General features: G+C 67.1%; 18 protein-coding genes. 11 read left to right on the forward strand and 7 right to left on the reverse strand.

What is annotated here, in order from left to right; translation table 11 throughout:
• Positions 1–65 precede the first annotated feature (65 nt).
• The 5 genes from LI953_RS02430 (at position 66) to LI953_RS02450 (ending at position 6,280) form a co-directional block, all read left to right on the forward strand.
• Positions 66–1,664, forward strand: coding sequence for a ribonuclease J (locus LI953_RS02430; protein WP_227074554.1), 1,599 nt, complete (start codon positions 66–68; stop codon positions 1,662–1,664).
• Between the two features lie 246 nt (positions 1,665–1,910).
• Positions 1,911–3,041 (forward strand): acyltransferase, encoded by a 1,131-nt coding sequence (locus LI953_RS02435; protein WP_227074415.1) that lies wholly within the window; start codon positions 1,911–1,913, stop codon positions 3,039–3,041.
• Between the two features lie 29 nt (positions 3,042–3,070).
• On the forward strand, positions 3,071–4,363 hold the full coding sequence (gene proS, locus LI953_RS02440) for a proline--tRNA ligase (RefSeq protein WP_227074416.1): 1,293 nt from the start codon (positions 3,071–3,073) through the stop codon (positions 4,361–4,363).
• Positions 4,363–5,613 (forward strand): lipoprotein-releasing ABC transporter permease subunit, encoded by a 1,251-nt coding sequence (locus LI953_RS02445; RefSeq protein WP_227074418.1) that lies wholly within the window; start codon positions 4,363–4,365, stop codon positions 5,611–5,613. Before proS ends, LI953_RS02445 begins: the two co-directional genes overlap by 1 nt.
• Complete coding sequence (locus tag LI953_RS02450; RefSeq protein WP_227074419.1) at positions 5,606–6,280, forward strand: ABC transporter ATP-binding protein; 675 nt, start codon at positions 5,606–5,608, stop codon at positions 6,278–6,280. The genes LI953_RS02445 and LI953_RS02450 overlap by 8 nt, the downstream gene beginning before the upstream one ends.
• Before the next feature lie 6 nt (positions 6,281–6,286).
• On the opposite strand, the gene LI953_RS02455 is transcribed toward LI953_RS02450, so the two are convergent.
• The 6 genes from LI953_RS02455 to LI953_RS02480 all read right to left on the reverse strand — a co-directional run bounded on the left by LI953_RS02455 (position 6,287) and on the right by LI953_RS02480 (position 13,337).
• Positions 6,287–7,258, reverse strand: a complete 972-nt coding sequence (locus LI953_RS02455; RefSeq protein ID WP_227074420.1) for a TAXI family TRAP transporter solute-binding subunit — start codon at positions 7,256–7,258, stop codon at positions 6,287–6,289.
• Positions 7,259–7,303: 45 nt separating this feature from the next.
• Positions 7,304–8,254 (reverse strand): prolyl aminopeptidase, encoded by a 951-nt coding sequence (pip, locus tag LI953_RS02460; protein ID WP_227074421.1) that lies wholly within the window; start codon positions 8,252–8,254, stop codon positions 7,304–7,306.
• A gap of 6 nt (positions 8,255–8,260) precedes the next feature.
• Positions 8,261–9,409, reverse strand: a complete 1,149-nt coding sequence (locus tag LI953_RS02465; protein ID WP_227074423.1) for a DegT/DnrJ/EryC1/StrS aminotransferase family protein — start codon at positions 9,407–9,409, stop codon at positions 8,261–8,263.
• A gap of 11 nt (positions 9,410–9,420) precedes the next feature.
• Positions 9,421–10,491, reverse strand: a complete 1,071-nt coding sequence (locus tag LI953_RS15565; RefSeq protein WP_370635747.1) for a polysaccharide biosynthesis protein — start codon at positions 10,489–10,491, stop codon at positions 9,421–9,423.
• Between the two features lie 871 nt (positions 10,492–11,362).
• Positions 11,363–11,824 (reverse strand): RidA family protein, encoded by a 462-nt coding sequence (locus tag LI953_RS02475; RefSeq protein ID WP_227074425.1) that lies wholly within the window; start codon positions 11,822–11,824, stop codon positions 11,363–11,365.
• A 4-nt stretch (positions 11,825–11,828) separates the two neighbouring features.
• Complete coding sequence (locus tag LI953_RS02480; protein WP_227074426.1) at positions 11,829–13,337, reverse strand: TSCPD domain-containing protein; 1,509 nt, start codon at positions 13,335–13,337, stop codon at positions 11,829–11,831.
• A gap of 140 nt (positions 13,338–13,477) precedes the next feature.
• Between LI953_RS02480 and LI953_RS02485 the strand changes: the two genes are divergently transcribed.
• From LI953_RS02485 to LI953_RS02510, 6 genes are all read left to right on the forward strand, one after another.
• The gene (locus LI953_RS02485) at positions 13,478–13,894 is read left to right on the forward strand and encodes an NADH:ubiquinone oxidoreductase subunit NDUFA12 (RefSeq protein ID WP_227074428.1); all 417 of its coding nucleotides are present in this window, start codon (positions 13,478–13,480) and stop codon (positions 13,892–13,894) included.
• The gene (mlaD, locus tag LI953_RS02490) at positions 13,894–14,415 is read left to right on the forward strand and encodes an outer membrane lipid asymmetry maintenance protein MlaD (protein ID WP_227074429.1); all 522 of its coding nucleotides are present in this window, start codon (positions 13,894–13,896) and stop codon (positions 14,413–14,415) included. Before LI953_RS02485 ends, mlaD begins: the two co-directional genes overlap by 1 nt.
• A gap of 3 nt (positions 14,416–14,418) precedes the next feature.
• Positions 14,419–14,967, forward strand: coding sequence for a DUF2155 domain-containing protein (locus LI953_RS02495; protein WP_227074431.1), 549 nt, complete (start codon positions 14,419–14,421; stop codon positions 14,965–14,967).
• Positions 14,968–15,086: 119 nt separating this feature from the next.
• Positions 15,087–16,142: an OmpA family protein gene (locus tag LI953_RS02500; RefSeq protein ID WP_227074432.1), complete on the forward strand. Its 1,056-nt coding sequence runs from the start codon at positions 15,087–15,089 to the stop codon at positions 16,140–16,142.
• Positions 16,143–16,332: 190 nt separating this feature from the next.
• Positions 16,333–17,415 carry an OmpA family protein gene (locus tag LI953_RS02505; RefSeq protein WP_227074433.1) on the forward strand — a complete coding sequence of 361 codons (1,083 nt, stop codon included), beginning with the start codon at positions 16,333–16,335 and terminating at the stop codon, positions 17,413–17,415.
• 189 nt (positions 17,416–17,604) lie between these two features.
• On the forward strand, positions 17,605–18,693 hold the full coding sequence (locus LI953_RS02510) for an OmpA family protein (RefSeq protein ID WP_227074435.1): 1,089 nt from the start codon (positions 17,605–17,607) through the stop codon (positions 18,691–18,693).
• A 75-nt stretch (positions 18,694–18,768) separates the two neighbouring features.
• Here LI953_RS02510 and LI953_RS02515 read toward each other — a convergent pair whose 3' ends face one another.
• Positions 18,769–20,073: a Glu/Leu/Phe/Val dehydrogenase gene (locus LI953_RS02515; RefSeq protein ID WP_227074437.1), complete on the reverse strand. Its 1,305-nt coding sequence runs from the start codon at positions 20,071–20,073 to the stop codon at positions 18,769–18,771.
• Positions 20,074–20,092: the final 19 nt, after the last annotated feature.

The following is a 20,092-nucleotide window of genomic DNA, read 5'->3' on the forward strand; positions in this document are numbered from 1 at the left end:
AGGACCTGGGCGGCGCGGAAGGCGCTTTCATTTTCGTGCCGCTCGGCGGCACGGGTGAAATCGGGATGAATTTCAACCTCTATGGCTGCGACGGCGCCTGGCTGGCGGTGGATTGCGGCATGGGGTTCTCCGGGCCGGAGACGCCCGAGGCGGAGATCCTGCTGCCCGACCCCGCCTTCATCGCCGGACAGCACGACGCGCTGCTCGGGCTCGTGATCACGCACGCGCATGAGGACCATATCGGCGGCATCGCCCGGCTCTGGCCACAGCTCCGCTGCCCGGTTTACGCCACGCCCTTCACCGCCGCGCTGATCCGGCGCAAGCTGGCCGAGGCGGGTATCGGGCGCGAGTTGAAGCTGCATATCGTGCCTTGCGGCGGCAGCTTCGCGCTTGGCCCGTTCAGCCTGCGCTATTTCGGCTTCACCCATTCCACGCCCGAGGCGCAGGGCCTGGCCATCACCACCAGCTATGGCACCGTATTCCACACCGGCGACTGGAAGCTCGACCCCGCCCCAGTGGTCGGCCCCGTCACCGACGAGGCGGCCCTGCGCGCGCTGGGCGATGCCGGGGTGCTGGCGATGGTCTCCGACTCCACCAATGCCACGGTGGAGGGGCATTCCGGCTCCGAGCTGGATGTGAAGAAGAGCCTGGAGGCGCTGATCATGGACCTGCCGGGGCGGGTCGCGGTCACCTGCTTCGCCAGCAACATCGCGCGCCTGTCCAGTGTTATCGCCGCGGGCGAGGCGGCGGGGCGGCATGTCGCGCTGGTCGGGCGCAGCCTCTCCACCTATGTCGCCGCCGCGCAGGAGGCGGGGTATTTGCAGGACGTGCCGGATTTCGTGCCGGAGGAGGAGATCGGCTCCATACCCGACGATAATTTGCTGCTGCTGGTTACCGGCAGCCAGGGCGAGCCGCGCTCGGCGCTGGCGCGCATTGCGCATGATTCGCACCGCTACGCCGTGCTGGGCGAGGGCGACACGCTGATCTTCTCCTCGCGCGTGATTCCGGGCAACGAGCTGGCCGTGCGCAAGGTGCGCGATGCGCTGGCCCGGCGCGGGGTGAACATCATCACTGAGGCCGAGGAATTCACCCATGTCTCCGGCCATCCGGCGCGCGACGAGCTGCGCCGGCTCTACGCGCTGCTGCGGCCGAAACATATCATCCCCACCCATGGCGAGTGGCGGCATCTCTCGGCCCAGGCCGAGTTGGCCCGGGAGACGGGCATCCCCACCGTGCTGGTTGAGGATGGCGATGTGCTGCAATTCGCCCCCGGCCAGCCGCGCGTGGTCGATTCCGTGCCCACCGGCCGGCTGGCCGTTGATGGCGACCGCCTCCTGCCGCTCAAGGGCAGCGTGCTCGCCGCCCGCCGGCGGCTGCTGTTTAACGGCGTCGTCATCGGTAGCTTCGCGGTGGACGCCAAGGGCCGCGTACTGGGCACGCCGCGCATTTCCGGCCCCGGCCTGCTCGATGAGGCGGACGGCAAGGCCCGGCTCGCCTATGAGGCGGAGTTCCTCGACGAGTTGAACGCGCTGCCGCAGGGGCTGCGCCGCGACGAGACCGCCTTCACCGACGCCGCCCGCGCCGCGTTGCGCCGGATCACCGGCAAACGCCTGGGTAAGCGCCCGCTGGTCGAGGTGCATATTCTAAGGTTGGATAATACTTAGGCTGAAAATAACACTTTTTCATCATGTTCGATTAAATAAACGCCAAAACTTGCAAAGATGCCGAAAAAATACGCTAAAAACTAAGCAATTTTTCTGGACGGCGCGGATTTGTGCGGTGCATTATAAACACATGGATGGGGGCGTTTCCCATCCTGCCGTGTGACTGGCGTTTCCTCCCTGAACTTGGCCCGCCGCCCCCGCAAGGGCTGGCGGGCTTCTTTTGGTTTGGTTAGGACAGACGCACCGATGACCGCGAAACAGGAAATCACCGATCTGACGATCTGCCGGGCCGCCTTCGCCGCCTGGGTGTTCACCTATCATATCGACCTCTATCTCAATTTCTCGGCCTGGCTCGGTCCCTTCGCCGGCCTCATCCGGCGCGGCTATCTGGGGGTGGATGGGTTTTTCATTCTCTCCGGGCTGATCCTGGCGCGGGTGCATCCAGAGCTGGGCAGCCCCGCCCCTACGCGGTTCGATTTCATGCGCGCTCTCAACCCGGCCTTCAAAGCGCCGCCGCGCGCCCAGCTTGTGGCCTTCTGGGTGCGGCGCCTGGCCCGGCTCTATCCGGTGCATCTGGCGACGCTGCTAATTCTGCTGGGGCTGGTCGCGGCCGGGTTCGCGCTCGGCTGGGTGCCGCGCGATCCGGGCCGGTTTGGCCTGTCCGCGCTGCTGCAAAACCTGTTTCTGGTGCAGGGCTGGGGCGCCGCGACACAAGGGGCCTGGAATTACCCCTCCTGGTCGATCAGCACCGAATGGGCGGGGTATCTGCTCTTTCCGCTGCTCTGGGCGGCGTTGAACTTCTTCGAGCCGATCGTCGCCGTCCAGGCGTCGATCATCTGTTTCACCGTCGTCGGTCTGGTATTTTTCGCGCATCATGACAGCCTCAACCTGACCTATACGCTGGGTCTGGTGCGCTTCTTCCCCGAGTTCATCGCCGGTATGGCCATGGTGCGCTTCGTGCCTCTCTGCGCCGACGTCCAGGCCGTGCGCCGCCTCGCCTTGGTCGCGGGGCTGGTGCTGAGCGTGGGGGGGGCGGCGCTGGGCGTGGATTTGCTCGCGGTGACCGGGCTTTGGGCGCTACTCTTTGCCTTGCTCATGCAGGCCGATACGGGCTGGCCGCCATTGCTGGGCGAGCGTGCGCTGCTGCGCCGGCTGGGGCTGCTCTCTTATTCGTTCTACATGAGCTTCGCGATCCCCGAGCTGGTGCTGTGCCAGCTCTTCCGCCGCGCCGGGTGGACGCCCGCCAGCCATGCGGCGGTTTTCGCCGCCGGGATGGTCGCGGGCACTTTTGTCCTGGCGATTCTGCTTTATACCGCCGTGGAACGCCCCTGCCGCCGCGCCGCCGAAAACTGGCTGGCGGCGCGGGTGCCTGTCTAGCCGATCACCCTCTTGCCCGAAGGTCCGCCATGCGTCTGTCCCGCAGCCTGATCCCCACCCTTAAGGAAACCCCCGCCGAGGCGCAGATCGCCTCGCACCGGCTGATGCTGCGCACGGGCATGATCCGGCAGATGGCCTCCGGCATCTATGCCTGGCTGCCCACGGGGCTGAAGGTGATGTCGAAGATCGCGCAGATCGTGCGCGAGGAGCAGGACGCCGCCGGGGCGCAGGAAGTGCTGATGCCGACCATCCAGAGCGCCGATCTCTGGCGCGAATCCGGCCGCTACGACGCTTATGGCAAGGAGATGCTGCGCATCACCGACCGCCATGAGCGCGAACTGCTCTACGGCCCGACCAACGAGGAGATGATCACCTCCATCGTCAGGGATTCCACCAAGAGCTACCGCGACCTGCCGCGCCTGCCTTACCAGATCCAGTGGAAGTTCCGCGACGAGGTGCGCCCCCGCTTCGGCGTGCTGCGCGGGCGCGAATTCCTGATGAAGGACGCCTATTCCTTCGATCTCGACTACGAGGGCGCGGTGCGCGTCTACAAATCGATGATGCTCGCCTATATGCGCACCTTCCACCGCATCGGCGTCACCGCCATCCCGATGCGCGCCGATACCGGGCAGATCGGCGGTGATCTCAGCCATGAGTTCCACATCCTCGCCCCCACCGGCGAGTCCGGCGTGTTCTACGATGCCGCCTTCGAGGCGGGCGATCCGTTCGCCACCGACGACATCAACGGCTTCTACGAGCAGATGACGACGATCTACGCCGCCACCGACGAGAAGCACGACACCGCCGCCTGGGAGAAGATCCCCGCCGAGCGCCGCCGCGAGGGGCGCGGCATCGAGGTCGGCCAGATCTTCTATTTCGGCACCAAATATTCACAGGCGATGGATTTCACCGTCACCGGGCCGGACGGGCAGAAATTCTACCCCGAGATGGGCAGTTACGGCATTGGCGTGTCGCGCCTGGTCGGCGCCATCATCGAGGCCCGGCACGACGAGGCGGGGATCATCTGGCCGGATGCGATCGCCCCGTTCAAGGCCGCGATCCTCAATCTGCGCCAGGGCGACGCCGCCACTGATGGCCTGTGCGAGCAGCTTTACGCCGCGCTCGGGGCCGATGCGCTGTATGACGACCGCGACGAGCGCGCGGGCGCCAAATTCGCCGAGGCCGATCTGATGGGGCATCCGTGGCAGATGATCGTCGGCCCGCGCGGAGCCGCCGCCGGCATGGTGGAGCTGAAGCGCCGCGCCACCGGCGAGCGGCTGGAACTGCCCGTGGCCGAGGCTTTGGCCAAGGTGCGCGGCTAGTGTTCAACGCCTTCGAGCGCAAGATCGCGGCGCGCTATCTGCGCGCCCGCCGGGGCGAGCGCTTCGTCTCCATCATCGCCATTTTCTCGCTCATCGGCATCGCCCTGGGCGTGGCCACGCTTATCATCGTGATGAGCGTGATGAATGGCTTCCGCCAGGAGCTGCTGTCGCAGATCCTTGGCCTCAACGGCGATATCGGCGTGTATGGCGCCGGCGCCCCGCTCACCGGTTACGACGCCATGGCCGCGCAGATCCGCGGCCTCAAGGGCGTCACCGGGGCCTTCCCGATCGTGCAGGGCGAAGTGCTGATGTCCGGCCCGCAGGGCGGGGCGACGGGCGGCATCGCGCGCGGCATCACGCCCGAGGGGCTGGCGCAACTGCCCACGGTGTCGAACCATGTGGTCGCGGGCAGCCTCGCCGACCTCACCGGGGCGGACACCATCGCCATCGGTGGCAGCCTCGCCAGCCAGTTCGGGCTCGGCGTCGGCTCGCAGATCACGCTCATCCTACCGCAGGGCAAGGCCACGGTCATTGGCACCATTCCCTCCATCGAATCCTTCCGGGTGGTGGCGATCTTCCAGACCGGCATGCAGCAATACGATTCCAGCTTCGTGTTCCTGCCCCTGCAGGCGGCGCAGACGCTGTTCCAGCAGCCCAACGCGGCGACGCAGATCCAGGTCTTCGTCACCGATCCCGACCATGACGACGCGGTCAAGCAGGCCATTGCCAACGCCTTCCCCACGCAGAGCCTGAACATCCAGGATTGGCGGCAAAACAACGATTCCTTCCTGGCCGCGGTGACGGTGGAGGGCAATGTGATGTTCCTGATCCTCACGCTGATCATCCTGGTCGCGGCGTTCAACGTGATCTCTTCGCTGATCATGATGGTGAAGGACAAGGCCAAGGACATCGCCATTTTGCGCACTATGGGGGCGTCCTCGGGCGCGGTGATGCGCATCTTCCTGATGTGCGGCGCCTCGGTCGGCGTGCTAGGCACGCTCATCGGCTTCGGCCTTGGCGTGACCTTCTGCGCCTATATCGACCAGATCCGCCAATTCGTGCAGCGCCTGCTCGGAGTGAAGCTGTTCGACCCGACGATCTATTACCTCGAAGCCCTGCCCGCGAAGCTGAACTGGCATCAGGTGAGCGAGGTGCTGGTGATGTCGCTGCTGCTCTCGCTGCTCGCCACCATCTACCCGAGCTGGCGCGCCTCGCATATCGACCCGGTGGAGACCCTGCGCAGTGAGTAACGAATTGCTCCGGCTGGAGGCGATCCAGCGCACCTACCGCACCGGCGCCGAGGCGCTCACCGTGCTCGACGGCGCCGCGCTCAGCGTTGCGCGCGGCGAGATCGTGGCCCTGGTCGCGCCCTCGGGCTCTGGTAAATCGACGCTGCTGCACCTCGCCGGGCTGCTGGAAAAGCCCGATGGCGGGCGCGTGGTGATCGACGGCGTGGATGCCGGCGCGCTTTCGGATGACGCGCGCACCGCGATCCGCCTGCGCAAGATCGGCTTCGTCTACCAGTTCCACCATTTGCTGGCGGAATTCACGGCGCTGGAAAATATCGCCATTCCGCAGATGATCGCGGGCGTGAAGCAGGCCGAGGCCAACCAGCGCGCCATGGAGTTGCTGACCAAATTCGGGCTGGCCGAGCGCGCGGCGCATCCGCCGGGCAAGCTCTCGGGCGGCGAGAAGCAGCGCGTGGCCATTGCCCGCGCCCTGGCCAACCGCCCGGCGCTGCTGCTGGCCGACGAGCCGACCGGGAATCTCGACGTCGCCACCTCCAACATCGTGTTCGAGGAATTGCTGCACATGGTGCGGGCCGAGCAGGTGGCGGCGGTGATCGCCACGCATAACCCCGACCTCGCCGCGCGCATGGACCGGCAGGTGCATCTGCGCGACGGGCGGCTGGTGTAACCGCCCTCAGGCCTCGACGAATTTTTCCGGCAGGCTGACCCCGGCATGGCGCAGCGCCGCGGCGGCGCCGGGGTGGAAGGTGATTCCGGCATCGGTGACGCTGCTGGTGGCGGGCAGATGCGCCGGGCCATGGACCACGGCGGCGAGCGCGGCGGCATGGCGCAGCGCCGCCTCGGTCACCGCCTTGGCGAGATCATGCGGCAGGCGGGCCGCGCCGATGGCGATGTTCATCGTGCCGACGCTGCCCACCGCGATGCTCTGGCCGGGGAACAGCCCGGCCCTCAGCACCATCGGGGTCATGCCCGGCAGCACCCGCGCGACCTGTTCGGCCTCCGCCGCCGACATCCCGATCAGCGAGAATTGGTGCGTCATCGCCACATTGGCGATCGCCGGCACGGGCGGCGCGGCGATGAAGGCGCAGGCGGCGAGCTTGCCGTTGAGCATGTCGCGCACTTGCTGGATATAGCCGCCGGTGACCGTGGCCTTGGGTTGCACGCCCAGGCTGGCCAGAATGCCCGGCACCGTGGTGGCGCTGCTGCTGCCATCGGGGCCGACGCCGACCACCTGCCCGGCCAATTCCGCGAGGCTGACGAGGCCCGTCCCGCGCGGCGAGACGATCTGCAGGACCGAGGGGAAGGCGGGGAACAGCGCGCGGAAACTCTCGAATTTGGCGCCCGCCGTCCAGGCCGCGGTGCCGAACCGGGCCTGATGCGCCACCTCGACCGAGGCCAAGCCAAGCTGCGCCGCGCCCTGGTCGATGAGCAGGATATTGGCCGAGGAGCCGCCCGTGGCCTGATAGGCCATGCTCACCCCCGCCTGCGCCGCCGCAAACTCGCCCCAGGCCGGGCCGTAAAGCGCAAAATCGCCGCCCGGCGCGCCGGTGCCCATGAGCAGGGCGGTGGCGGCGGTATCGGCCAGGGCTGGCATCGCCGGCAGCGCAAGGCCAAGGCGCAGCAGGGTGCGGCGTGTCAGGTTCACAGCGTTTCTCCGACCATAACGCCGGAGATCACCGCTCCCGGCCGGTTATGTCAAGCTGCGGCAGCGCTCCACGGCGGCGATAAGCGAGAGCCGCACCCCCGGTTCCAGCGCCGAATGCCCGGCATCGGGCACGATCGTCAGCCGTGCGCCGGGCCAGTGTTCGGCCAATTCGAAGGCTGATTGCGCCGGGCAGATCATGTCGTAGCGGCCCTGGATGATCTCGGCCGGAATGCCGTGCAGCCTGTGCATATGCGCGAGCAGCCCGCCCGGCGGCAGAAACAGCCCATGCCGGAAATAATGCGCCTCGATGCGGGCGAGGCCGATGGCCGAGCGGTCGCGCGCATAGGCGGCCACGGCCTCGAAGCTCGGCAGCAAGGTGGAGCAGGAGCCCTCATACAGGCTCCAGGCATGGGCGGCGGGTTCATGTACGGCCGGATCGGGGTCGCAAAGGCGGTTGAAGTACCCCTCCAGCAGGTCATGCCGCTCGGCCTCGGGCAGGAAATTGGCGAAGGCCGCATGCGCGTCGGGGAAGACGCGTTGCAGCCCGTAGAGAAACCATTCCACCTCGGCCGGGCGGCCGAGGAAGATGCCGCGCAGCACCGCGCCGCTCACCCGCGCGGGGTGCGCCTGGGCATAGGCCAGGGCCAGGGTGGAGCCCCAGGAGCCGCCGAACAGCAGCAGGCGGTCGATGCCGAGGAAATCGCGGAGCCGTTCGATATCGGCGACCAGATGCGGCGTGGTGTTGGCGGCCAGTCCGGCCAGCGGGCGTGAGCGTCCGGCCCCGCGCTGGTCGAAGATGATGATGCGCCAGAATTCCGGGTCGAAGAAGCGGCGATGCACCGTCCCTGCGCCCGCGCCCGGCCCGCCATGTAGAAACAGCACCGGCTTGCCGCGCGGGTTGCCGCATTGCTCCCAATACATCGCATGGCCGTTATCGAGCGGCAGATACCCGGTCTCAAACGGTGAGATGTCGGGGAACAGATCGCCGCGCGGCATGGCGGCTCAGCCTGTCACCGCGACGCGCAGCGTGGCGGCCACGCGCAGGGCCTGCTCGTCCGAGAGGTCCGGGTGGATCGGCAGCGCCAGGATGCGCGCGCCCAGGCTTTCGGCCACCGGCAGGGCGGTGCCGTCATGGCAGGCGGCATAGGCGGGCTGCTGGTGCAGGGCGCGCGGATAATACACCGCGTTGCCGATATTGGCGGCCTGCAGCGCGGCGCGGGCGGCATCGCGCCGCGCGGCGCTGGGCAGCAGCACCGAATACACCGCCCAGGCGCTCTGCGCGCCGGGCACGCGGGCGGGGGTTTCCACCACCCCGGCCAGCTCGGCATCGTAGATCCGGGCGATGGCCTCGCGCCGGGCGATCTCGCCCTCGAACACGTCCAGCTTGGCCAGCAGCACGGCGGCTTGCATCGTGTCCAGCCGCCCGTTCATGCCGATGCGCAGCACCTCGTAACGCTGCGCGCCCTCGCCATGCGTGCGCAGCGAGCGGTAGAGCGCCGCCCGCTCGTCGGATTGCGTGAACAGCGCGCCGCCATCGCCATAGGCGCCGAGCGGCTTGGAGGGGAAGAAGCTCGTCGCCGTGGCGTCCGCCGCCTTGCCCAGGCGCTCGCCATCCTGCGCCGCGCCGAAGCTCTGCGCGCAATCATCCAGGGTGAACAGCCCGTGCTCGGCGGCGATGGCGCGCAGCCCGGCCCAATCGGCGGGCTGGCCGAACAGATCCACGCCGATCACGGCGCGCGGAGTGAGCTTGCCCGCCTGCTTCACCTGGGCGATGCGCGCGCGCAGGCTGACGAGGTCGATCTGGAAGCTGCCCGGATCGACATCGACGAAGACCGGCGTGGCGCCGAGCAGCAGCGGCACCTCGGCGGTGGCGGTGTAGGTGAAGGCGGGCAGGAACACCGCGTCGCCCCGGCCCACGCCCTCGGCCATCAGCGCGATCTGCAGCGCGTCGGTGCCCGAGCTGACGCTGACACAGTGTTTGGCGCCACAGAAGGTGGCGAGTTTCGCCTCCAGCTCAGCCACCTCGGGGCCGAGAATATATTGGCCATGCGCCAGCACGGCATCGAGCCGCGCGCGCAGCCCGGGGCCGAGCCGGGCCTGCTGGGCCTTGAGGTCGAGGAAGGGAATCGGCGGGAGAGGTGCAGCGTCCATGATCGCCGTGTCTACCCCGCGGCGGCCGAAACGGCGAGACCGCGCGGCGGTAAAAATTCAGGCACTAGCGTTTCCACCAGCGCCATGGCGGCGGTCTCGTCGCCGGCCTGGGCGGCGCGGTCCAGCTGGTCGAGCGCGGCGCTCATCGCCGCCAGCTCGGCCATGCGTGGTGTCGCCAGCAACAGCCCCTCATGCCCGCTCGGCACGGTTTGCTCGTTGCCGTAAAGCAATTCCTCGAACAGCTTCTCGCCCGGGCGGATGCCGGTGAAGGTGATGGCGATGTCCTGCTCCGGGCGCAGCCCGGCGAGACGGATCATGTTGCGCGCGAGATCGAGGATGCGCACCGGCTCGCCCATGTCGAGCATGAAGATGCCGCCATCGGGGATCGCCGCCGGGAAGCTGCCCGCCACCGAGGCTTGCAGCACCAGCCCCACCGCCTCACGCAGGGTCATGAAATAGCGGCGCATCTCGGGGTGGGTAACGGTGAGCGGGCCACCCTGGGCGAGCTGGTGGCGGAATAGCGGCACCACCGAGCCGGTGGAACCCAGCACATTGCCGAAGCGCACGGTGACACAGCGCATGCCCCGCCCGGCACGGCGCGCTGCCACGTCCAGCGCCTGGGCGTACATCTCGGCCACGCGCTTGGAGGCGCCCATCACCGAGCCGGGGTTTACCGCCTTATCCGTGGAGATCAGCACCATCAGCCCGGCCCCGGCGGCGGCGGCGGCATCGGCCACCACGCGGGTGCCGAGCGCGTTGGTGCGCAGCCCTTCCAGCTTGTTGGCCTCGACCATCGGCACATGTTTCAGCGCCGCGGCGTGGAACACCAGCTCGGGCTGGCAGTCGCGCATCACCGCCCGGATGCGCGGGGCGTCGCGGATATCGGCGATGATGGCGCGCCGGGGCAGGGCGGGGTGGCGCTCGGCGAGGTCCAGCCCGATGCGCCAGAGCGCGTATTCGCTGCTGTCGAGCAGCGCCAGCTCGGCCGGGGCGAGTGCTGCCAATTGCCGGGCCAGCTCGGCGCCGATGCTGCCGCCCGCGCCGGTTACCAGCACACGCCGCCCGGCGATCAGGCGGGTCATGCCCTCGCGGTCCAGTCGCACCGGCTGGCGGTTGAGCAGGTCCTCCAGTACGATTGGTTGCAGGTCGGGCGCGGCTTCGGCGGGGGCGAGCCGGGTCGGGCTGGGCGCGCGCAGCACCCGCGCGCCATGTCGCGCCGCCGCCGCCAGTAGCTGTTGCAGCCCGGTGCCGGAGAGCGCGGGCGCGGTGATGATCAGCAGCTCCGGCGGCTGGGGCAGCCGGTCGAGGGCGGCGGCGGCGGTCTCCACCGTGCCGAGCACGTCGATCCCGTGCACGCGCTGCCCGATTTGCGTCTCCGACAGCGCCAGCAGCCCGGCAATGCGATAGGCCGGGGCCGGGCTGCGCGCATGCGCGGCGAGAAACAGCTCGGCGCTCTCGGGCGGGCCCACCAGCAGTGCGCTTTGGCTGGCGCCGCGCCCGGCGGCGGGCTCGCGCCACAGGCGGTAGGCGAATTTCGGCGCGGTGAGGAAGGCCGCCAGCACCAGCGCCAAAATCAGCGGAAAGGCGGGCGAGGGCAGGGTGAGCCCGGCGCCGATGAACAACAGGGTGAGCATCAGCGCCGTCACCGCCCCGGCGGCGGCGAGCGTGGCCAGGTCGCGGAAGGCGATGAAGCGCCAGCGCAGTCGCCACAGCCCGAATGGATAGCCGATCAGCCAGATTGCCGCCGCGCCGGCGAGCGCGAACAGATGCGGCCAGACCCAGGGCGCGCCGGGCGCGGCGAGCCAGAAGCTAAGGGTCACCCCGAGCGCGGCCAAGGCTCCGTCGAGCGCGATATTCGCCGCCATGCGGCCGGGCAGGGACAGACGGGGCCAGCTCATGCCGCCACCTATAGCGCCCGTAACCCGGCGAAATCCACCAAGCCCTGCCGCGGGCTCAGCCCAGCAGGAACATGCCTTCGACCTCGACCGCCGCGTCCAGCGGCAGCGAGGGCACGCCGATGGTGGAGCGGGCATGGCGCCCGGCCTCGCCGAACACCGCCACGGCGAGGTCCGAGGCGCCGTTCATCACCACCGCGTGCTGGATAAAATCGGGCGTGGCGGCGATGAAGCCGCCGAGGCGCACCACTTTCTTCACGCTCGCCAGCCCGCCGGGCAGGGCGGCGTTGAGCTGGGCCAGCACATTGATCAGGCACAGCCGCGCGGCGTGCTGGCCTTCCTCAAGTGCAACACCTGCCCCGAGCTTGCCGGTGACCGCGACCTTGCCGTCCACCGCCGGAAGCTGGCCGCTGACGATGGCGAAATCGCCCGCCATGCTCACGGGCACATAAGTGGCCACGGGCGGCATCGGGGTGGGCAGGGTAATGCCGAGTTCGGCCAGGCGTGCGAGAATGGACATGAGGTCAGCTCACCAGTTTGAGGGCTTTGCGCCGCTCGCGCGGGGCGGCGGCGGGGGCGGGCAGGTCGAGCGGCAGCAGCGGCGCGCGCTCGGGGGCGCCTTCACCCACGGTGTCGGCGGAGTCCAGCGTCGCCGGGGCGAGATTGGTGCTGCCGAGATAATTCACCGCGAGATTGCGGAACACGTAGTCGAGCATCGAGGTCGCGGCGGGCACGGCCGCGTCGCCCTCGACCACGCCGGCGGGGCCGAAGCGGGTGAAGGTGAAGGCCTCGACGTAATCCTCCAGCCCGACGCCATGTTGCAGGCCAATGCTGACGGCGATGGCGAAGGCGTCCATCAGCCCGCGGAAGGCCGAGCCCTCCTTGTGCAGGGCGATGAAGATCTCGCCGAGCTTGCCATTTTCGTATTCGCCGGTGGAGAGGAACAGCTTGTGCCCGCCCACGGCGACTTTTTGCGTGTAGCCGCTGCGGCGCGCGGGCAGGGGCTTGCGGCTGCTTGGCTGCCGCGCGGCCATGGGCTGCGCCGGGCGCGCGGGCATCGCGGCCACCAGCGGGGCCAGCGCGTCATGCATGGCCAAATGTGCCCCGGCGCGCGGGGCGGGGAACAGGTTTTCTCCGGCCAGCTGGCGGGCCAGCGCGGTTTGCGGCGTGAGGCCGCGCGCGGCGAGGCTCTCCTGCGCCCAGAGCGTGAGTTCCCCCTCGCCATTCAGCGGCGACAAGGCGGGGGCGAAATTGAGGGTCTCGGCCCCGAGCAGCGCCTCCACCGCCGGGTCGGCGGCGAAGCCGAGCAGCGTTTCGTGCCGCGTGGCCACAGCACTGGCGGCGTCTTGCTGGGCGCGCGCGGCGGCTTCCAGCAGGCCGGGCAGGGCGCAGCCAGCGGGCAAGGCGGGGGTGGCGATGGCATAGCCCGGCGCGGTGCCATGCGCGCGCAGCGCGGCGGAGGCGATCTGCGCCTGCGCGCCGATGAACGCGGTGAGCGCGATGGCGGTATCACGCGCGGTCTGGCTGGCGTAATCCAGCCCCAGCCGGGTGAGGACCAGGTTGAGATCGGTAAAGCCGATGGCCAGGCAATGCGCGCCGGGAGCGGCGAGGGTGAGCGCGGTGACGGCAAGGCGCGTATCGGCGGCCAAGGTGCCGGCATCCAGCCCGGCCTCGGAGAGGTAGGCGGCGAGGTTGAGCGTGAAACCGGGTAGGCTGCCGGGGCGGTTGCGCCAGATATCGGCGCTGGGGCTGCCGCGCCGCGCCGCCAGCAACTCGTGCAGCGCGCCGCCGATCTCCGCGCCGAGATCAGCCGCCGCGGCCCGCGCCGCGATCGGGGCGATCCAGCCCTGGGCGGCCTCGGCGATATCGATGCGCCGCGCGCTGGGCAGAATGGCGGCCAGCGCATCGGCAGCGCCCTGGCCCCAGGCGGCGGGGAGTTTGACACTGACCTCGGGCGCATCAGGGTCCGCCGCCGCGGCGAACACCGCCTGCTTGATGCCGTGCCAGGGTTTTTCCGCTCTGATCTGTGCCATGCGCCGACATTAGGCCGAGAGTGAGCGCAATTAAAGTGCATATTGTGGTCAAAAGCGCCGCTCACCACAAAATCCTGTGGATAGCTTTCCTGCGCGCGGTGCGATGGACCAAGCGCGCCGCATCTCTTATAGGAGGGGGCATGAGCACATCCAGCGCCGACGCTTCCGTCACCAAAGGTCGTTCCCTCGGTCTGTGCGGATTGTTCCGCAATCCGGGGCTGTATCTCCTCACCCTGTTCCGTGGCCGGTTCGTGGGGCGCGATGCGCTGGGCAACCAGTATTTCGAGCGCCCCGGCCGGCTGGGCCGCACCCGCCGCTGGGTGATCTATCCGGGCGCCGCCGATGCCTCCAGCGTGCCGCCGGAATGGCATGCCTGGCTGCACCATATTACCGACGCGCCGCTGCCCACCTCCGCCGCCAAGCCCTGGCAGCGCCCGCACCGCCCCAACCCGACCGGCACGCTGGCCAGCTACCGCCCGCCGGGACACGAATATATGGGCGGCAAGCGCGCCAAGGTCTCAGCCGATTATGAAGCCTGGGGGCCGGACCAAGCCTGATGCAACGGCGCCTTCCTGAACTTCTCACCGGGTTCGCGATCATCATCGTGGCTGCGGTGTTCCTGGTCTACGCCTTGTTGGGCGCGGGCGAGGTGAGTGCTGGCGGCTACACGCTCACGGCGCGGTTCGCCAGCGTCGGCGGGCTGACCGTCGGGTCCGATGTGAAGATCGGCGGCGTCATCATCGGGCATGTGGCCTCCGAGCAGCTCGACCCGGTGACCTATGCCGCCATCGTCCGCATGAACATCAATGACGGCGTGAAGATCCCCGATGACAGCAGCGCCTCCGTCACCTCCGACGGTTTGCTCGGCAATGTCTATATCGCGGTCTCGCCGGGTGGCTCCAACACCATGCTCGCCTCCGGCGCGGCATTTCCGGTGACGCAATCGGCCATCAATATTCAGGATTTGCTGGGTAAATTCATCTTCTCGATGGGTGGTGGCGCGCAGGGCAAGCCCGGCGCCAGCGCGCCGCAGAGCGCCGCCCCGGCCGGTGGCGCCGCCACAACCACGGCGCCATAGGCCATGCGCGCTTCCGCCGCCGCCTTGGCCCTGCTGCTGATCCCGGGCTTGGCCTGGGCGCAAAATGGCCAGAGCGTGATCGTGATCCCGCCCGCGCCGCCGCAAACCTTGCCCGCCGTGCCGCCCGTGTCGTCGCAAACCCTGCCGTCAGTGCCGCCGGGGCAGGTCGCGCAACCCGCGCAGAGCAATCCGCAACCGGCGCAACCGGCCCAGCCCGCGCCGCCCGATGTCGCCCCCCCGCTGCCCAATGACTGGGTGCCCGGCCAGACCGCGACGCTCGGCGTGCTCAACGAGGTCGATGGCAGCACGTCGCAGATTTCCGCCGCGGTGGGCGCGCAGCCGGTGAAGGTGGGGGATCTGCTGGTGAGCGTGCAGGCCTGCGCCAACCGTCCGCCCAATGAACTGCCGGATACCGCCGTGTTCCTCACTGTGCAATCCGCCGATGCGGGCGCCACCGCGCCGCTCTTTCGCGGCTGGATGCTCCGCTCCGCCCCCGGCGCGGCCATTGTCGGCGACGCGGCGGAGAGCTTCCGGGTGATGGGCTGCAGCTAAGCGCGGCTTGTGCCAGAAAGGCCACAGCCGCAAAATCTTGCCGTATGTGGCCCGCCGGCACTGTCAGCGCGGCAAAGCTGCGGCTAGATAAACAGGAATTTTCGTTTTGGAGTTGCGCCATGAACCTGCGTATCGCCCTCGCCGCCGCGACCTGCCTGGCCCTGCCTCTGGCCGCCCAGGCGCAGCCTGTCTCCGGCCCCTATGTCAGCCTTGAGGCTGGCACCTCGTTCCAGATGCCCGTGAAATATGGCGAGAGCGCAAGTGGGACGTTTGGCAAGACGCATTACAACCCGTCCTATGCCGGGGATGCCGCGCTCGGCTATGGCTTCGGCAATGGCTGGCGTGTGCAGCTCGATTTCGACGATCTGCACACCACCCTGCATGAGAATGACAACAGCACATTCGGCCATACCCGCGTGAGCGGCACGCATAGCAGCTTCGGGCCGATGCTGAACGCGCTGTTCGATTTCAACGCCAGCCTGCCAGTGTTCCCCTATGTTGGCGCGGGCATCGGGTATCAGTGGACGAAATCCTCGTCGCATAACCTGTTCTATTACGATGGCACCAAGGGCGGCTTCGCTTATGACCTGATCCTGGGGCTGTCTTATCCCGTGGCGGCGGTGCCGGGGCTGTCGGTGACGGGCGAGTACCGCTTCACGCAGGTATTCGACGCGACCCGTATGGCCGAAACCGATGCCGCCGGCGCGCCGGGGGTGATCAAGTTCCGCTCGCAACGCAGCCATAGCGTGATGCTCGGCCTGCGCTATGCGCTGTTCAGCGCCCCTTCGGCGGCCCCGGCGCCAACCCCCGCGCCGGCCCCGGTGGCGGCTCCGGCCCCGGCTCCGGCCAAGACGTATCTGGTGTTCTTCGACTGGGATAAGTACAATCTGACCCCGCGCGCGACGCAGATCATCGCCCAGGCCGCCTCCGACTCGAAGACCCAGAACGTCACCACCCTGGATGTCTCGGGCTACACCGACACCTCGGGCACCGCCGTGTACAACCAGGGCCTGTCCGAGCGCCGCGCGAAGGCGGTGGCCGCGCAGCTGGTCACCGATGGCGTCCCGGCCTCCGAGATCGAGATCCACGCCTATGGCGAGACGCATCTGCTGGTGCCAACCGGCCCGAATGTGCGCGAGCCGCAGAACCGCCGCGTCGAGATCGTGCTGCACTAAGCCGCCACGCGATCGTCCAAAACACGAACCCCGGCCCAAAAGGCCGGGGTTTTTTCGTGGGTGTGTTAAAAATGGTACACAAATAATAATTTAGCTTATGAACGGTAAACGCTGTTTTTGTTCGGCTGATTGATGCGGTATCGCACATGTATACTAACAGCATTTTAATAACCTCAGTGAGGATGTGCCGATGAAACTCCGTCTCGCCCTTGCAGCCGCCACCTGCCTTGCGCTGCCGCTAATGGCCCAAGCCCAGCCCGTCACTGGCCCTTATGTCAGCCTAGGCCTGGGGACGAGCCTTCAGGAGGCCATTCCTTATTCTTACCATCAGGACCTTAACGGTCCGACTGGTAAGCTCAATACGCGCCCGTCTTATGCTGGTGCAGCGGCTCTCGGCTATGGCTTCGGCAATGGCCTTCGCGTTGAATTGAGCGGCGATTACGACCGAAATACTGCTCATTCCTTTAATTCGACGTATGTTGGTGCGTCGCGCCGTGGCGCCGCCACGGGCGGATTGAACACCTATGGCCTGATGGTGAATGGGTATTATGATTTGTCGCTTGGCTGGCCGGTATTTCCCTATGTCGGCGCAGGTGTTGGATATCAGTGGCAGCAGCTCTCTCATAAAATTCACGAAGATGCGTGGGGCGTCGTCACCGCTGGCACGCGCGGTTCGTTCGCTTACGACCTGATCGCTGGTCTGTCCTACCCGCTGCCGATGGTGCCGGGCCTGTCGCTGACTGGCGAATACCGCTTTATGCAACTGGTGCAGAGCCGGAACTATAATTTCCAATATAGGTTCCCGGGCATCGGGACCAAGATTGGCCAGGAATCGAGCCACACCTTCCTGATTGGCCTGCGCTACCAGCTGTTCAACGCCCCGGCGGCGGCCCCGGCTCCGGCGCCCGCTCCGGCCCCGATGGCGGCTCCGGCCCCGGCCCCGGCCAAGACGTATCTGGTGTTCTTCGACTGGGATAAGTACAACCTGACCCCGCGCGCGACGCAGATCATCGCCCAGGCGGCCTCCGACTCGAAGACCCAGAACGTCACCACGCTGGATGTCTCGGGCTACACCGATACCTCGGGTACCGCCGTGTACAACCAGGGCCTGTCCGAGCGTCGCGCCAAGGCTGTCGCTGCGCAGCTGGTTACCGATGGCGTCCCGGCCTCCGAGATCGAGATCCACGCCTATGGCGAGACGCATCTGCTGGTGCCGACCGGTCCGAACGTGCGTGAGCCGCAGAACCGCCGCGTCGAGATCGTGCTGCACTAAGCCGCCACGCGATCGTCCAAAACACGAACCCCGGCCCAAAAGACCGGGGTTTTTCGTGAGGTGTGGCAGAAATACTATAGGATCAGGGATTTGCGATCCTGTCCTGAAATTGTTGTTCTGCCCGATTAATTATTTATTTATTCTCGTCTCTAGAAATTAAATCTTAATGTTTTGGATGAGGATGCACCGATGAAACTCCGTCTCGCCCTTGCCGCTGCCACCTGCCTCGCGCTGCCGCTGATGGCCCAGGCCCAGCCGGTTACCGGCCCGTATGTCAGCCTTGGTGTCGGTACCAGCATCGCAACCCCCCTCAATTACAACGAAAAACCGACTCCGGGTTGGTGGTCGGGGAAATTACTCAGCCGTCCTTCATACGCTGGTGTGGCAGGGCTGGGCTATGGTTTTGGCAACGGCCTCCGGATTGAGTTAGACGGAAACTATTACCACAATACGCTTAATAAATCCGATGTGACCGGTAGTACCGGTGTTACGGTTGATAACCGTTACAGGACGCAAGGCGGGCTCAACACTTACGGTCCGATGGTTAACGTTCTGTACGATATGAATGTTGGCTGGCCCGTTTTTCCTTACGTTGGTGCTGGTGTCGGCTATCAGTGGCAGCAATTCGCCCATCGCGTGAACGATGGCGGTGGCTATTATTTCAGCGGCACCGAAGGAAGTTTTGCTTATGACCTGATAGCCGGGGTATCCTACCCGCTGCCGTTTGTACCGGGTCTGTCGGCTACCGCCGAATATCGTTTCATGCAGTTGGTCCAGAGCCGTAATTACAATTTGTTTGCTACTGGCGGTGTCCACCGTGCGAAGATTGGCCAATCTTCGAGCCACACCTTCCTGATTGGCCTGCGCTACCAGCTGTTCAACGCCCCGGCGGCGGCCCCGGCTCCGGCACCCGCGCCGGCCCCGATGGCGGCTCCGGCCCCGGCCCCGGCCAAGACGTATCTGGTGTTCTTCGACTGGGATAAGTACAACCTGACCCCGCGCGCGACGCAGATCATCGCCCAGGCGGCGTCTGACTCCAAGACCCAGAACGTCACCACGCTGGATGTCTCGGGCTACACCGATACCTCGGGCACCGCCGTGTACAACCAGGGCCTGTCCGAGCGTCGCGCCAAGGCTGTCGCTGCGCAGCTGGTTACCGATGGCGTCCCGGCCTCCGAGATCGAGATCCACGCCTATGGCGAGACGCATCTGCTGGTGCCGACTGGTCCGAATGTGCGTGAGCCGCAGAACCGCCGCGTCGAGATCGTGCTGCACTAAGCGGCACGCGATCGTCCAAAACACGAACCCCGGCCCAAAAGGCCGGGGTTTCTTGTGTCTGCGCTTGCCGGTGGCTTACGGGTAGAGGCCGCGCTCCGCCCGGGCGGTGAGGATGCGCCCGCAGGCGACCACGAAGGCCCCGGTGCGCAGGCTGATCTTGTGCTGCTCCGCCGTCTCCCAGATATGCGCGAGCGCGCCGGTGATGATCCGGTCCAGGCGCTGGTTGATCTCGTCTTCGCTCCAGAAGAACGACGAGAAATCCTGCACCCACTCGAAATAGGAGACGATCACGCCGCCCGAGTTGCAGATCACGTCCGGCAACACGGTGACACCGCGCGAGGCCAGGATATCATCCGCGGCGGGCACGGTGGGGCCGTTGGCGGCTTCCAGCACCAGCTTAGCGCTGAGACGGTTGGCGCGGGACTCGGTGATCTGCCCTTCCAGAGCGGCGGGGATCACCACATCCATCTTCACGTCCCAGAAATCCTCGAGGCTGATCGCCTCGCCCCCGGTGAATCCGGCCACGGTGCCGAATTGCTGCACATGTGCGCCAAGCGCATGCACGTCCAGCCCGAGAGAATTATAGATCGTGCCGCCATGGTCCTGTACGGCGACGATCTTGGCACCCGCCGCCGCGAACAGTTCCGCCGCCGGGGCACCGACATTGCCATAGCCCTGGATGGCGATGCGCGCTTCCTCGATCGGCATCTTCAGCCGCCGCATCGCCTCGCGCCCGGTAACGAACACGCCATGCCCGGTGGCGCGCACGCGCCCCAGCGAGCCGCCGAGATTGATCGGCTTGCCGGTGACCACGCCGGTCGCCGTGGCGCCCACGTTCATCGAATAGGTGTCCATCATCCACGCCATGATCTGCGCGTTGGTGTTCACGTCCGGGGCGGGAATGTCCTGATGCGGGCCGATGATGATGCCGATCTCGCTGGTGTAGCGGCGGGTGACGCGCTCCAGCTCCTTGCGCGAGAGCTTGGTGGGGTCGACGCGGATGCCGCCCTTGGCGCCGCCATAGGGCAGGTTTACGGCGGCGTTCTTCACCGTCATCCAGGCCGAGAGCGCCATCACCTCTTCCAGCGTGACGTCAGGATGGTAGCGCACGCCACCCTTGCCGGGGCCGCGCGAGAGATTGTGCTGCACCCGATAGCCCTCGAAATGCGCGATTTCACCGTTATCGAGTTCGATTGGCACATCCACGATCAGGGAGCGCTTAGGGCGGCGCAGGGTCTCGGCCCAGCGGGCCAGATCGCCGATATAGGGAACCACACGGTCCACCTGCGCCAGATAGGTGCCCCACGGGCTGGTTGGCGAGGGGTTGACGTAAGATAGCTTCGAGGAAGGGCTGGGAAAACTGCGGCTGACATCAGCCATGGCGAATACTCCAGATGGT

This window comes from Acidocella sp. KAb 2-4, from assembly GCF_020567705.1.
Classification (GTDB): Bacteria; Pseudomonadota; Alphaproteobacteria; order Acetobacterales; family Acetobacteraceae; genus Acidocella.

Bases quoted from the DNA above. Each gene is read 5' to 3' on its own strand.
- LI953_RS02510 (WP_227074435.1), top strand. From the start codon at position 17,605: ATGAAACTCCGTCTCGCCCTTGCCGCTGCCACCTGCCTCGCGCTGCCG.
- LI953_RS02485 (WP_227074428.1), top strand. From the start codon at position 13,478: ATGAGCACATCCAGCGCCGACGCTTCCGTCACCAAAGGTCGTTCCCTC.
- LI953_RS02515 (WP_227074437.1), bottom strand. From the start codon at position 20,073: ATGGCTGATGTCAGCCGCAGTTTTCCCAGCCCTTCCTCGAAGCTATCT.
- LI953_RS02500 (WP_227074432.1), top strand. From the start codon at position 15,087: ATGAACCTGCGTATCGCCCTCGCCGCCGCGACCTGCCTGGCCCTGCCT.
- LI953_RS02475 (WP_227074425.1), bottom strand. From the start codon at position 11,824: ATGTCCATTCTCGCACGCCTGGCCGAACTCGGCATTACCCTGCCCACC.
- LI953_RS02435 (WP_227074415.1), top strand. From the start codon at position 1,911: ATGACCGCGAAACAGGAAATCACCGATCTGACGATCTGCCGGGCCGCC.
- LI953_RS02430 (WP_227074554.1), top strand. From the start codon at position 66: ATGAATTTCAACCTCTATGGCTGCGACGGCGCCTGGCTGGCGGTGGAT.
- LI953_RS02480 (WP_227074426.1), bottom strand. From the start codon at position 13,337: ATGGCACAGATCAGAGCGGAAAAACCCTGGCACGGCATCAAGCAGGCG.
- LI953_RS15565 (WP_370635747.1), bottom strand. From the start codon at position 10,491: ATGACCCGCCTGATCGCCGGGCGGCGTGTGCTGGTAACCGGCGCGGGC.
- pip (WP_227074421.1), bottom strand. From the start codon at position 8,254: ATGCCGCGCGGCGATCTGTTCCCCGACATCTCACCGTTTGAGACCGGG.
- LI953_RS02505 (WP_227074433.1), top strand. From the start codon at position 16,333: ATGAAACTCCGTCTCGCCCTTGCAGCCGCCACCTGCCTTGCGCTGCCG.
- proS (WP_227074416.1), top strand. From the start codon at position 3,071: ATGCGTCTGTCCCGCAGCCTGATCCCCACCCTTAAGGAAACCCCCGCC.
- mlaD (WP_227074429.1), top strand. From the start codon at position 13,894: ATGCAACGGCGCCTTCCTGAACTTCTCACCGGGTTCGCGATCATCATC.
- LI953_RS02465 (WP_227074423.1), bottom strand. From the start codon at position 9,409: ATGGACGCTGCACCTCTCCCGCCGATTCCCTTCCTCGACCTCAAGGCC.
- LI953_RS02495 (WP_227074431.1), top strand. From the start codon at position 14,419: ATGCGCGCTTCCGCCGCCGCCTTGGCCCTGCTGCTGATCCCGGGCTTG.